This window comes from Pseudomonas sp. LG1D9, assembly GCF_002949995.1.
GTDB classification, from domain to species: domain Bacteria; phylum Pseudomonadota; class Gammaproteobacteria; order Pseudomonadales; family Pseudomonadaceae; genus Aquipseudomonas; species Aquipseudomonas proteolytica.
On record NZ_CP026881.1, the window covers coordinates 2,115,242 to 2,128,925 of the forward strand.

Here is a 13,684-nt window from a genome sequence, read left to right on the forward strand (position 1 = left end):
GTGCATTTATGTCCCAAGAATACGACTACATCATTGTGGGTGCCGGCTCTGCCGGTAACACCCTGGCGACCCGTCTGACCGAAGACGAAGGCGTCACCGTCCTGCTGCTGGAAGCCGGCGGCCCGGACTACCGTCTCGATTTCCGTACCCAGATGCCAGCTGCCCTGGCGTTCCCGCTGCAAGGCCGCCGCTACAACTGGGCCTATGAAACCGATCCAGAGCCACACATGGACGGCCGCCGCATGGAATGTGGTCGCGGCAAGGGCCTGGGTGGCTCCTCGCTGATCAACGGCATGTGCTACATCCGTGGCAACGCCATGGACTACGACAACTGGGCGAAACTGCCAGGCCTGGAAAACTGGAGCTACCTCGACTGCCTGCCGTATTTCCGCAAGGCCGAAACCCGCGACATCGGCCCTAACGATTACCACGGTGGCGAAGGCCCGGTCAGCGTGACCACGCCCAAGGCCGGCAACAACCCGCTGTTCCACGCCATGGTCGAAGCCGGCGTGCAGGCCGGCTACCCGCGCACTGAAGACTTGAACGGCTATCAGCAGGAAGGCTTCGGCCCGATGGACCGTACCGTCACGCCGAACGGCCGTCGCGCCAGTACCGCCCGTGGCTACCTGGACACCGCCAAGAAGCGCTCGACCCTGACCATCGTCACCCATGCCCTGACCGACAAAGTGTTGTTCGAAGGCAAGCGTGCGGTCGGCGTGCGTTACCTGATCGGTGCCGCCGAAGAACGTGTTGAAGCCCGTGCGCGCAAGGAAGTGCTGGTGTGCAGCGGCGCAATCGCCTCGCCACAACTGCTGCAACGTTCCGGTGTCGGCCCGGCCAAACTGCTGGAAAGCCTCGACATCCCGGTGGTCCACGACCTGCCAGGCGTCGGCGAAAACCTGCAGGACCACCTGGAGCTGTACCTGCAATACGCCTGCACCCAGCCAGTCTCGCTGTACCCGTCGCTGCTCTGGTACAACCAGCCGGCGATCGGTGCCGAATGGCTGTTCAACGGCACCGGCATCGGCGCCAGCAACCAGTTCGAAGCGGGCGGCTTTATTCGTACCCGTGAAGAATTCGAGTGGCCGAACATCCAGTACCACTTCCTGCCGGTAGCGATTAACTACAACGGCAGCAACGGTGTGAAAGAGCACGGTTTCCAGGCACACATGGGCTCCATGCGTTCGCCGAGCCGTGGCCGTGTGCAAGTGAAGTCGAAGAACCCACGGGACTACCCGAGCATCCTCTTCAACTACATGGCCACCGAGCAGGACTGGCAGGAGTTCCGCGATGGCATCCGCCTGACCCGTGAAATCATGCAGCAGCCGGCACTGGACCAGTACCGTGGCCGCGAAATCAGCCCGGGCATCGAGGTGCAAACCGACGAGCAACTGGACAAGTTCATCCGCGAGCACGCCGAAACCGCGTTCCACCCGTCCTGCTCGTGCAAGATGGGCACCGACGAAATGGCCGTGGTCGATGGCGAAGGCCGCGTGCATGGCATGCAGGGCCTGCGGGTGGTCGATGCGTCGATCATGCCGATCATCACCACCGGTAACCTGAACGCGCCAACCATCATGATCGCCGAGAAAATCGCCGACAAGATGCGTGGCCGCCAGTTGCCGCGCAGCACCGCCGACTACTACGTGGCCGGCGATGCGCCAGTGCGTGGCAAGCCGTTGCGTGAAGTGGGTCCTAGCCTGTAGGAGCGAGCTTGCTCGCGAAAAACCTCAGAACCCCGCGGGGCACCAACTGCCCCGCGTCATCGTTAACGACATTCGCGTGCAAGCTCCCCGTACAAAACCCCTCCTACACCGCCCCACCCTTGATCCCACCCCCGCGCCGGCCTAATCTAGTCCCTCGCGCAAACGTTTCACCTCCCTACCGACACGCCGGCTTCTGCCTGGCCACGAGGCTTTCTCATGTTTGATGTCGTTTCTTCGAGCAAATGGCCTACCGGCTTCCTGATCAATCCAAACGTTGAACCGCTGGACCCGAAATGGCTGAAGGAATTCAGCAAGATCCCGGCCGCGGCCGTCAGCGACTGCCTGGGCCGTAACGTCGGTGGCCTGGGCCTCAAGGCCTTCCACGGCAACGCACCGATGCTCGGCAGCGCGCTGACCGTACGTGTGCGCCCCGGTGACAACCTGATGATTCTCAAAGCCATGCAAATGGCCCGCCCGGGCGATGTGCTGGTGATCGACGGCAGCGCCGACCTGACCCGCGCCGTGTTCGGCGGCATCATGCGTGCCATGGCCCTGAAGGCCGGCATCGTCGGCGTGGTGATCAACGGCGCCCTGCGTGACCTCGACGAATGGCAAACCGGCGAGCTGCCGGCCTACGCCATCGGCGGCGTGCACCGTGGCCCGAGCACCGACGGTGGCGGCGAGATCAACGTACCGATCTCGTGCGCGGGCATGCTGGTAGCCCCTGGCGACCTGATGATCGGCGATGGCGACGGCGTGGTCGCCGCCTCACGCAGCGAACTGCCGGAGTTGCTGGTGCGCTGCCATGACCTGCTGGCCCGCGAGAAAGCCACACTGGCCGCTATCGAAGCCGGCACCCTGGACCCTGATCGCTTTGACGCCATCCTGCGCGCCAAGGGTTGCCCGGTCTAACCCTGTAGGAGCGAGCTTGCTCGCGAAAAACCCAAGAGCGCGGCATTTATCCAGAATGCCCGCGCCATCGTTCGCGACCTTCGCGAGCAAGCTCGCTCCTACAGCGATGAGGGCCTCCGGGCCACCGCTGCCAACAAGGAGGTCCCCATGTTCGACAAACACCCGCAACTCAAAAAGCATTTCGCCGCCCTGCGCACCCACGCCGAGTTCTTCTCGTTGCGCTACGTGCGCGAGTCCGGCCAGTACCTGTCGGTACGCAAGAACGTCGCCGAGCCGCCGCACCTGAGCCGCGACGAAGGCGCCATGCTCACCGTGCGTCTCAACGGTGTCGAAGCCTACGCCGCCACCCATGATATTTCCCTGGCCGGCCTGCAAGCCGCGCTGGAGCGGGCCGAACAGCAAGCCCGTCGCATCAGGCCCCATGCCCTGCTCGACCTGCGCGACCAGCCGGTGTCCAGCGACATCGCCGACTATCTGTCGCCAGAACTCGACCAACCCTTCCCGTCCCTGAGTGACTGCTACCAACTGCTCGGCGCCGAATCGGCCGCCGTGCCCAAGGATGAGCGCCTGGTGAACTGGGAGGTCAGCCTGGGCACCACTCACGTCGAGCAGATCTACCTCAACAGTGCCAGCGCCGAGTTGCGCCAGGCCCAGCGTTTTGTGTTCCCCGGTGTCGATGTCACGGCCTACGACGGCAACGACAGCCAGACCCGCACCCTGGGCGGCAGCAACTTTGGCCAGCAAGGTGGCTTTGAGGTGATCAGCCGTTTCGGCCTGGTCGGCGCCGCGCCACGGATTGCCGACGAGGCCCTGCAACTGCTGCTGGCCCCCAACACGCCCCAAGGCCCGCGCGACCTGCTGCTGATGCCTGACCAAATGATCCTGCAGATCCACGAGTCCATCGGCCACCCGCTGGAGCTGGACCGCATCCTCGGCGACGAGCGCAATTACGCCGGCACCAGCTTCGTCAAGGCCAGCGACTTCGGCCACCTGCAATACGGTTCCAACCTGCTGAACGTGACCTTCGACCCCAACATTCCCGAACAACTGGCCAGCTACGCCCATGACGATGACGGCACGCCCGCCAACAAGCAGTTCCTGATCCGCAATGGCCTGCTGCTCAAACCCTTGGGCGGGGCGCTGTCGCAATACCGCTCGGGCCTGGGCGGCGTGGCCAACAGCCGCGCCAGCAGTTGGAACCGCGCGCCCATCGACCGCATGGCCAACCTCAATATCGAGGCCGGCGACCAAAGCCTGGCGCAACTGATCGGCGGCATCGAGCACGGCATCCTGATGTCGACCAACCGTTCCTGGTCCATCGACGATGCGCGCAACAAGTTCCAGTTCGGTTGCGAATGGGGCCAGTTGATCGAGAACGGCGAGCTCAAGGGCGTGGTCAAGAACCCCAACTACCGGGCGATTTCCGCGCAGTTCTGGCGCAAGCTCAGTGCCGTGGGCGATGCCAGTACCTTCAAGGTGCTGGGCACGCCCAACTGTGGCAAGGGCGAGCCGAACCAGGTGATCCGCGTCGGCCATGCTTCGCCTGCGTGTGTGTTCAGCGATGTAGATGTGTTTGGGGGAGATGCCTGATGAATGCTTTCAAGGAACTGGTGGAGTGGCTCAAACAGGCCATCACCGCCGAGGAACAGTTTCATCTGGGCTACGCGGCGGAGTCGTCCGAATTCGTGCGTTTCAATCACGCCAAGGTACGCCAGGCCGGCCAGGTGCAGCAGGCCAGCCTCAACCTCAAGCTGATCAATGATGGCCGGCATGCCGACCTTGGCATCACCCTGGCCGGATCCCCCGAAGTCGACCGCCAGCGCCTGGCCGAGGGCCTGCAGCAATTGCGCGAAACCCTGCCCTTGCTGCCCAAGGATCCTTACCTGCTGCTCAATCACACGGCTTGGCAGAACAGGAGCGAGCAGGCCCAGGCGTTGCCAGACCTCGATCAGGTCCTGGCCGACATCAGCCACGGCGCCCAAGGCCTGGACTTGGTCGGAATCTATGCCGCCGGGCCGATCAGCCACGGGTTCGCCAGCTCGTCGGGGGCCTTTGGCTGGCACCAGGCCAATAGCTTCAACTTTGACTTCAGCCTATTCCATGCCAATGGCGAGGCGGTAAAGGCCAGCTACGCCGGCGATGCCTGGGACAGCGCGGCGTTTGCCCAGCGCTTGCAGCACGCCCGCGAACAACTGGAGTTCCTGGGCCGACCATTGCACGCCCTGGCGCCCGGCCAATACCGTGCCTACCTGGCGCCGGCGGCTCTGGAAGAAATCGTCGACATGCTCACGTGGGGCGGTTTTTCTGCACAGGCCATCGCCAGCAAGGGCAGCCCATTGCAACGCCTGTATGCCGGTGACCAGGCCCTGAGCCCGCTGGTGGGCATGAGCGAACAGATCACGGCCTCCCTGAGCCCGGCGTTCTCCCGTGACGGTTATCCGCGCAGCGACGTGACCTTGATCGCCGATGGCCGGGCACAGGGGCGCCTGGTCAACTCACGCAGCGCCGCCGAATACGGCTTGAGCACCAACGGCGCCAGCGGCGATGAGTCCCCCAGCGCCTTGCAGATGGCCGCCGGCAACCTGGCCCAGGCCGATATCCTCAAGCAACTGGGCACCGGGCTGTATATCAGCAACCTGTGGTACCTGAACTACTCCGACCAGCCGGCGGCGCGCCTGACGGGCATGACCCGCTTCGCCACATTCTGGGTGGAAAACGGCGAGATCAAGGCGCCGGTCAGCACCATGCGTTTTGACGACAGCGTGTATCACCTGCTGGGATCGCAGTTGGAAGCGCTGACTGCCGAGCGCGAGCTGCGGCTGTCGGCCAGCACCTACGGCGCGCGCAACACTTCATCGAGCTTGCTGCCCGGCGCTTTGGTCAAGCGTCTGACCCTGACCTTGTAAACCTTGGGCCGAGTGTGGTGAAGGCAAGCTTGTTGTGGCGAGGGGGCTTGTCCCCCGCTGGGCTGCGAAGCAGCCCCAAAACCAGCCCCCGCGGTCAACCTGACACAACTCGGTGCACCTTACTGGGGCTGCTTCGCAGCCCAGCGGGGGACAAGCCCCCTCGCCACAACAAGCTCCCTGAGACCACACCAAGCTCCCTACCCACGGTTTAGGCCGGCTCCTACAGGGCAATCCCCCGCACGCTGATGAACCTTCCCTGACAGCGCCCCGTTGGTTGGCGGGCTGTTGTCGACTCTCCAAAAGCTCGTTATAACAGTTAGTGGCATCCCGCCACCTTTCAACCCGCTTGCCCGCAAGCGATGCATGACCTCGCCCGGGATAGGGCGAGCCGGAGCGTTGACATGTACCAAGGAAGTTTTGTCATTGATAAGTTGTTCAAGCACTACAACGTTCACGTAGAGCAATTGGGTAACGATCCGCAACGCAAGACCGTGCTGTTGGTCAACGGCGCGCTGTCCACCACCCGCTCATTCGCCCGCACCAGCAAGTGCCTGGCCGAGCATTTCAATGTGCTGATGTTCGACCTGCCGTTTTCCGGCTATTCGCGCCCGCACAACACCGATCTGGACCTGGTGACCAAGGACGACGAAGTCGAGATCCTGCGGGCGCTGGTGGCGCGCTTTCAGGTCAACCATCTGGTGTCGGCCTCCTGGGGTGGCATCTCGACCCTGCTGACCCTGGCACGCAACCCGCCTTCGATCGAAAGCTCGGTGGTGATGGCCCTGGCGCCCAACCTCAACCAGGCGATGCTCGAATATGTGGAGCGGGTGCGGGTGCTGATCGAGGCCGATGACAAGTCCGCCGTCGGCCACCTGCTCAATGAAACCGTCGGCAAATTCCTCTCCAGCCGGCTCAAGCGCAATAACCATCGGCACCTGTCGACCATGGCCACCACCGAATACCGCCAGGCACGCTTTCATATTCATCAGGTACTGGCCCTGGGCGATGGCAACTACCTGCCGCAACTACGCCAGATCGAGACGCCGGTGCATTTCCTCAACGGCACCCTGGATGAGTACACGCCGGCCAATGAGGCCCAACTGTTCAAGCACTATGTGGGGCGCAGCAGCTTCGCCAGTGCCGAACACACCGGCCATTTGCTCGACCTGGAGTCGCGGGAGGCGGCGCTGGCAGTGCATCGGGCACTGATCGATTTCCTGGTGGGCAAACACGTAGCCATCGCCGATATAGACGAACCGCCAGTGGGAAAACCGGCCGAGGTTGGCGCATAATCGGCGACACATAGCCTGCTAACAAAAAGGGATCTCATGCCGAATCGTGTCGTGCTCGATGCCAAGACCGCCCGCTGGTTGCCATGGGTGGTAGCGATTGCCTTCTTCATGCAGTCGCTCGACGGCACGATTCTCAACACGGCCCTGCCCGCCATGGCCGAGGACCTGGCGGAAAACCCGCTGCGCATGCAGGGTGTGATCATCGCCTACATGCTCACCGTGGCCTTGCTGATCCCGGCCTCGGGCTGGATCGCCGACCGTTTCGGCACCAAGAAGATTTTCTTCGGCGCGATCATGCTGTTCAGCATCGGCTCGCTGCTGTGCGCCCTGTCCAGCAGCCTGACCATGCTGGTGGGCGCGCGGGTGATCCAGGGCCTGGGCGGCGCGCTGATGCTGCCCGTCGGCCGGCTGGTGGTGCTGCGCGCCTACCCGCGCTCGGAGCTGGTGCGGATCATGGGCTTTATCACCATTCCCGGCCTGCTCGGCCCCCTGCTCGGCCCGACCATGGGCGGCTGGATGGTGCAGTACCTGACCTGGCACTGGATTTTCCTGATCAACCTGCCGGTGGGCATGATCGGCTGCTACGCCGTGTGGAAATTCATCCCCGACCTGCGCGGCACTGAGCGCACACGCTTCGACAGCCTGGGCTTTTTGCTGTTTGGCGCGGCGATGGTGCTGATCACCATTGCCATGGAAGGCCTGGGCGAGCTGCACCTGCCGCACTTGCGCGTGATGTTGCTGCTGTTCGGCGGCATGGCATGCCTGGCGGCCTACTGGCTGCGCGCCGGGCATATCGAAAACCCGCTGTTCTCTCCGGTGCTGTTCAAGACCCGGACCTTTGCCGTGGGCATTCTCGGCAACCTGTTCGCCCGCCTGGGCAGCGGCGCCCTGCCGTTCCTCGTGCCCTTGCTGTTGCAGATCGCCCTGGGCTATTCGCCGTCCCAGGCCGGGATGAGCATGTTGCCCCTGGCGGCGGCGGCCATGGTCGCCAAGTCCATCGCCCGGCCGCTGATCGAGCGCCTGGGCTATCGCATCGTGCTCACCGGCAATACGTTGCTACTGGGCATGATGCTGGCGAGCATGGGCCTGGTCAGCGAGCAGACGCCGTACCCGCTGCTACTGGCCATGCTCGCGGTGCTGGGGGCGATCAACTCCCTGCAATTTACCGCGATGAACACCGTGACCCTGATCGACCTCGACGATGCCCAGGCCAGCAGCGGCAACAGTTTGCTGTCAGTGGTGGCGCAACTGGCCCTGAGCCTGGGGGTTGCCTGCGCCGGCGCCCTGCTGGGCGGGTTTACCGCCGAAGCCGGTAACGATGGGGTCAATACCGTGCTTGAGGCATTCCAGTTGACGTTCCTCACCGTGGGCATCATGGCGATGCTGGCGGCGGCGATCTTCCTGCAATTGTCGCCAAAAGACGGCAAACGGATGGTCAGCCGCGAGCACGACATCGAGCATTAAGCGGCGTCTCGTCTAGAACTTGCAGGGAAATTCCCACGGGGCTGGTACACTGCGCGACATTTTGTTTTTGCAGAGCCAGTCCCGTGACCACCATCGCCACCGCTTTTAATACTTTGCCGCTCTCCGCCGCCATGCTGGCTAACCTCGACTCGCTGGGTTATGCCGAGATGACGCAGATCCAGGCGCAAAGCTTGCCGGTGATCCTCAAGGGGCTGGACCTGATCGCCCAGGCCAAGACCGGCAGCGGCAAGACCGCCGCCTTTGGCATCGGCCTGTTGAACCCGATCAACCCGCGCTACTTCGGTTGCCAGGCCCTGGTGATGTGCCCGACCCGCGAGCTGGCTGACCAGGTGGCCAAGGAAATCCGCCGCCTGGCCCGCGCCGAAGACAACATCAAGGTCCTGACCCTGTGCGGCGGCGTGTCCCTCGGCCCACAGATCGCCTCCCTGGAACATGGCGCCCACGTCATCGTCGGCACCCCCGGCCGCATCCAGCAGCATCTGCGCAAGGGTTCGCTGGTGCTGGACGGCCTGAACACACTGATCCTCGACGAAGCCGACCGCATGCTCGACATGGGTTTCTACGACGCTATCGAAGACATCATCAGCAAGACCCCGGCCCGTCGCCAGACCCTGTTGTTCTCGGCCACCTACCCGGTGAGCATCAAGCAACTGGCCTCCAAATTCATGCGCGCGCCGCAGCAGGTCAAGGCCGAAGCGTTCCACTCCGACGAGCAGATCGAGCAGCGTTTCTACGAAATCTCCCCGGAAGAACGCATGGACGCGGTGACCAAGGTGCTGTCGCACTTCCGTCCGGCCTCCTGCGTAGCCTTCTGCTTTACCAAGCAGCAAGTGCAGGAAACCGTGGACCACCTGACCGCCAAGGGCATTTCTGCAGTCGGCCTGCATGGCGACCTGGAACAGCGCGACCGTGACCAGGTGCTGGCAATGTTTGCCAACCGCAGTACTTCGGTACTGGTGGCCACCGACGTGGCGGCCCGTGGCTTGGACATCGACTCGCTGGACATGGTGATCAACGTCGAACTGGCCCGCGATTCGGAAATCCACATCCACCGCGTGGGCCGTACCGGTCGTGCCGGTGAGACCGGGATCGCCATCAGCCTGGTAGCACCGTCCGAAGCACACCGCGCCCAGGCCATCGAACTGCTGCAAAAAGCCCCGCTGAACTGGGACCAACTGAGCAACCTCAAATCCCAGGGCGGCGCGCCGCTGCTGCCGGTGATGAGCACGTTGTGCATTGCTGCCGGTCGTAAAGACAAGGTTCGCCCAGGCGACATCCTCGGCGCACTGACCGGTGAAGCCGGGATCCCGGGCACCCAGGTCGGCAAGATTGCGATCTTCGACTTCCAGGCCTACGTGGCAGTGGAGCGCAGCGTCGCCAAGCAGGCGTTGCAGCGCTTGAACGATGGCAAGATCAAGGGCCGTTCGTTGCGCGTGCGGATCCTGTAAAGCTCTTCGATTCAATGGAGATCCAATGTGGGAGCGGGCTTGCTCGCGAATGCGGTGTACCAGTCGCCAGATCGGTTGGCTGACAGTGCGCATTCGCGAGCAAGCCCGCTCCCACATTTTTGATTGCATTTCAGATCAATATTTTGTGAGGACACCGTTTTGCGCTCGACCGAAGTTGTGATCATTGGCGCCGGCGCCGCAGGCTTGATGTGCGCGCTGACCGCCGCCGGGCGTGGGCGCAAGGTGATGTTGATCGACCATGCAAACAAGGCCGGCAAGAAGATCCTGATGTCCGGCGGTGGTCGCTGTAACTTCACCAATATGTACACCGAGCCTGCCAACTTCCTCTCGCACAACGCACACTTCTGCAAATCTGCCCTGGCCCGCTACACCCAGTGGGATTTCATCGGCTTGGTGGCCAAGCATGGCGTGCCGTACCACGAGAAAAAACTCGGCCAGCTGTTCTGCGATAACAAATCCAGCGACATCCTCGGCATGCTGCTCGACGAGTGCATCCAGACCGGCGTGAGCCTGCACCTGGACACCTCGATCCAGCAGATCAGCAAACTCGACAGCGGCTATCAGTTGCAGACCACCCTCGGCGAGTTGCGCTGCGAGTCGTTGGTGATTGCCACCGGCGGCCTGTCGATTCCGACCCTGGGCGCCACCGGCTTTGGCTACCAGGTGGCCAGGCAATTCGGCCATGAGCTGTTGCCGACCCGCGCCGGCCTGGTGCCGTTTACCATCACCGATCAGCTCAAGGATTTGTGTGGCGAGTTGTCCGGCACCTCGGTCGATTGCCTGGTGAGCTGTAACGACCAGAGCTTTCGCGAGAACATTCTGTTTACCCATCGCGGCCTGAGCGGGCCGGCGATTTTGCAGATTTCCTCTTATTGGGAAGCTGGCGACACCGTGCAAATCAACCTGTTGCCCGACCACGACGCCCACGCCTGGCTGCAACAGCAACAGGCCGAGCGCCCCAACAGCGAGCTCAAGACCCTGCTGGGCGAGATCTTCACCAAGAAGATGGCCAACCTGCTGGCCGAGACGTGGTTCGTGTCCAAGCCGATGAAGCAGTACACCCACGCCGAACTGGCAGACATCGCCACCAAGCTGGGCGACTGGCAGTTGGTCCCGGCCGGAACCGAAGGCTACCGCACCGCCGAAGTCACCCTGGGTGGGGTGGATACCCGGGAAGTGTCGTCCAAGACCATGGAGTCGCTGAAAAGCCCCGGCCTGTACTTTATCGGCGAAGTGCTGGACGTGACCGGGCACCTGGGTGGGTTCAACTTCCAATGGGCCTGGGCGTCGGGCTATGCGGCGGCGCAGTACGTCTGATCCCCGCCCTCTAGAACGGTAATGCGATCACCTGTGGGAGCGGGCTTGCTCGCGAATGCGCAGTACCAGTCAACTGATCCGGTGGCTGGCACACCGCATTCGCGAGCAAGCCCGCTCCCACATTTTGATTGGGGTGTGCCAAAAACATTTTTTGCTTATGAATGTGATTGCCGCGCTTGCCGTGGCGTCATTACTGGCTCAATTTAGCGGCATCGTCCCGGAAGACCCCAGACTTCATGTCCTCGACCTCGTTCAAGCAGTCCATGCGGCGCCTTTGGGCACTGGATAAGTTCAGTTACAGCGTAAGGGTGTTTATCGCCCTCACCGGCAGCATGGCGCTGTGCTGGTATCAGGATGAAATGTCGCTGCTGATCCCGCTGTTCCTGGGGATTATCGCCAGCGCCCTGGCCGAGACCGATGACAGTTGGCAAGGCCGCCTCAATGCCCTGGCGGTAACGCTGGTGTGTTTCAGCGTGGCGGCGCTGTCGGTGGAGTTGCTGTTTCCCTACCCGTGGATTTTCGCCATCGCCATCGCCCTGGCGAGCTTCTGCCTGACCATGCTCGGCGCCCTCGGCGAGCGCTATGGGGCGATCGCCTCGGCCACCTTGATTCTGTCGGTCTACACCATGATCGGCGTGGATCAGCGCGGTGGCGCCGTCACCGATTTCTGGCACGAGCCCTTGCTGCTGGTGGCCGGCGCCGCCTGGTATGGCGCGCTGTCGGTGCTGTGGCAGGCGATGTTTTCCAACCAACCGGTGCAGCAGAGCCTGGCCCGGCTGTTTCGCGAACTGGGGCGTTACCTCAAGCTCAAGTCGTCGTTGTTCGAGCCTATTCGCCAACTGGACGTAGAAGCGCGGCGCCTGGAACTGGCCCAACAAAATGGCCGGGTGGTGGCGGCGCTCAATGCGGCCAAGGAAATCATCCTGCACCGTGTCGGCAATGGCCGGCCGGGGTCCAAGGTCAGCCGCTACCTCAAGCTGTACTTCTTGGCCCAGGACATCCACGAACGCGCCAGTTCCTCCCACTACCCCTACAACGCGCTGGCCGAGGCGTTCTTCCACAGCGACGTCCTGTTCCGCTGCCAGCGCCTGCTGCGCCAGCAAGGCAAGGCCTGCCAGGCCCTCGCCGAGTCGATCCAGTTGCGCCAGCCGTTTGTCTACGACGCCAGCTTCGCCGAGGCCCTGGGCGACCTGAATGCATCCCTGGAACACCTGCGTATCCAGAGCAACCCGGCCTGGCGCGGCCTGTTACGCTCGCTGCGGGCGCTGGCGGCCAACCTGTCGACCCTCGACCGCCTGCTCAGTGACGCCAGCAACCCCGACAGCCTGGCCGATGCCAGCGACAGCAGCCTGCTGGACCGTTCGCCGCGCAACCTCAAGGAAATGTGGACGCGCCTGCGCACCCAACTGACCCCGACTTCGCTGCTGTTCCGCCACGCCCTGCGCCTGCCCCTGGCGCTGAGCGTGGGCTACGGCATGGTGCATTTGATCCACCCGTCCCAAGGCTACTGGATCATCCTTACCACCCTGTTTGTCTGCCAGCCCAACTACGGCGCGACGCGGCGCAAGCTCGGCCAGCGGATCATCGGCACGGCCATCGGCCTGACGGTGGCCTGGGCGCTGTTCGATCTGTTCCCAAGCCCCCTGGTGCAATCGATGTTCGCCATCGCCGCCGGGCTGGTGTTCTTTATCAACCGCACCACCCGCTACACCCTGGCCACCGCCGCCATTACCCTGATGGTGCTGTTCTGCTTCAATCAGGTGGGCGATGGCTACGGGCTGTTCCTGCCGCGCCTGTTCGATACCCTGCTCGGCAGCCTGATCGCCGGGCTGGCGGTGTTCCTGTTCCTGCCAGACTGGCAGGGCCGGCGCCTGAACAAGGTGCTGGCCAACACCCTGACCTGCAACAGCATCTACCTGCGCCAGATCATGCAGCAATATGCCGCCGGCAAGAGCGACGACCTGGCCTACCGCCTGGCCCGGCGCAACGCGCACAACGCCGACGCCGCGCTGTCCACCACCCTGGCCAATATGCTGATGGAACCGGGGCATTTCCGTAAGGAAGCCGACGTGGGCTTCCGCTTCCTGGTGCTGTCCCACACCCTGCTCAGCTACCTGTCGGGGCTCGGTGCGCACCGCGATACCCAACTGCCGGCCGACATGCGCGAACACCTGATCGAAGGCGCGGGCAAGACCCTCGCCACCAGCATCGACGAAATTGCCACGGGGCTGGCGAACAAACAGCCGATCGCGGTGCAAAGCGATGCCGAGGAGGCGCTGGCGGTAGAGTTGGAGCAGATGCCCGATGAGATCGATGAGGCGCAAAGGCTGGTGCAGACGCAATTGGCGTTGATTTGCCGGCAGTTGGGGCCGTTGCGCACATTGGCCGCGCATTTGATCAAGGAAACCAGCGCGAGCAGATAGGGCTGTTGTGGCGAGCGGGCTTGCCCCGCGCTGGGCTGCGAAGCAGCCCCGGTAAGCCGAATGCGGTATATCAGAGACTCCGTAGCGGCTGGTTTTGGGGCTGCTTCGCAGCCCAACGCGGGGCAAGCCCGCTCGCCACAGGGGGGGCGTTCGTCATTGCGATGGGGCGCTGAA

General features: G+C 63.3%; 9 protein-coding genes. All 9 read left to right on the forward strand.

Annotated elements, in window-relative coordinates:
* The first annotated feature begins 8 nt into the window (after positions 1-8).
* The 9 genes from betA (at position 9) to yccS (ending at position 13,510) form a co-directional block, all read left to right on the forward strand.
* Positions 9-1,706: a choline dehydrogenase gene (gene betA, locus C5F71_RS10165; RefSeq protein WP_070994075.1), complete on the forward strand. Its 1,698-nt coding sequence runs from the start codon at positions 9-11 to the stop codon at positions 1,704-1,706.
* A gap of 216 nt (positions 1,707-1,922) precedes the next feature.
* Complete coding sequence (locus tag C5F71_RS10170) at positions 1,923-2,618, forward strand: RraA family protein (protein WP_029297314.1); 696 nt, start codon at positions 1,923-1,925, stop codon at positions 2,616-2,618.
* A 147-nt stretch (positions 2,619-2,765) separates the two neighbouring features.
* On the forward strand, positions 2,766-4,208 hold the full coding sequence (locus C5F71_RS10175; RefSeq protein WP_104911059.1) for a TldD/PmbA family protein: 1,443 nt from the start codon (positions 2,766-2,768) through the stop codon (positions 4,206-4,208).
* On the forward strand, positions 4,208-5,524 hold the full coding sequence (locus tag C5F71_RS10180; protein ID WP_029297318.1) for a TldD/PmbA family protein: 1,317 nt from the start codon (positions 4,208-4,210) through the stop codon (positions 5,522-5,524). Before C5F71_RS10175 ends, C5F71_RS10180 begins: the two co-directional genes overlap by 1 nt.
* Positions 5,525-5,925: 401 nt before the next feature.
* Entirely contained in the window at positions 5,926-6,816 is an 891-nt protein-coding gene (locus C5F71_RS10185) for an alpha/beta fold hydrolase (RefSeq protein WP_029297319.1), read from the forward strand.
* A gap of 36 nt (positions 6,817-6,852) precedes the next feature.
* The gene (mdtD, locus tag C5F71_RS10190; protein WP_029297321.1) at positions 6,853-8,280 is read left to right on the forward strand and encodes a multidrug transporter subunit MdtD; all 1,428 of its coding nucleotides are present in this window, start codon (positions 6,853-6,855) and stop codon (positions 8,278-8,280) included.
* A gap of 131 nt (positions 8,281-8,411) precedes the next feature.
* Positions 8,412-9,749, forward strand: coding sequence for an ATP-dependent RNA helicase DbpA (dbpA, locus tag C5F71_RS10195; protein ID WP_240160319.1), 1,338 nt, complete (start codon positions 8,412-8,414; stop codon positions 9,747-9,749).
* Positions 9,750-9,908: 159 nt separating this feature from the next.
* Entirely contained in the window at positions 9,909-11,087 is a 1,179-nt protein-coding gene (locus tag C5F71_RS10200) for an NAD(P)/FAD-dependent oxidoreductase (RefSeq protein ID WP_104911061.1), read from the forward strand.
* 236 nt (positions 11,088-11,323) lie between these two features.
* Positions 11,324-13,510, forward strand: a complete 2,187-nt coding sequence (gene yccS, locus C5F71_RS10210; RefSeq protein WP_092231036.1) for a YccS family putative transporter — start codon at positions 11,324-11,326, stop codon at positions 13,508-13,510.
* The last annotated feature ends 174 nt before the right edge of the window (positions 13,511-13,684 follow it).

Bases quoted from the DNA above. Each gene is read 5' to 3' on its own strand.
- betA (WP_070994075.1), top strand. From the start codon at position 9: ATGTCCCAAGAATACGACTACATCATTGTGGGTGCCGGCTCTGCCGGT.
- C5F71_RS10170 (WP_029297314.1), top strand. From the start codon at position 1,923: ATGTTTGATGTCGTTTCTTCGAGCAAATGGCCTACCGGCTTCCTGATC.
- C5F71_RS10175 (WP_104911059.1), top strand. From the start codon at position 2,766: ATGTTCGACAAACACCCGCAACTCAAAAAGCATTTCGCCGCCCTGCGC.
- C5F71_RS10180 (WP_029297318.1), top strand. From the start codon at position 4,208: ATGAATGCTTTCAAGGAACTGGTGGAGTGGCTCAAACAGGCCATCACC.
- C5F71_RS10185 (WP_029297319.1), top strand. From the start codon at position 5,926: ATGTACCAAGGAAGTTTTGTCATTGATAAGTTGTTCAAGCACTACAAC.
- mdtD (WP_029297321.1), top strand. From the start codon at position 6,853: ATGCCGAATCGTGTCGTGCTCGATGCCAAGACCGCCCGCTGGTTGCCA.
- dbpA (WP_240160319.1), top strand. From the start codon at position 8,412: ATGCTGGCTAACCTCGACTCGCTGGGTTATGCCGAGATGACGCAGATC.
- yccS (WP_092231036.1), top strand. From the start codon at position 11,324: ATGTCCTCGACCTCGTTCAAGCAGTCCATGCGGCGCCTTTGGGCACTG.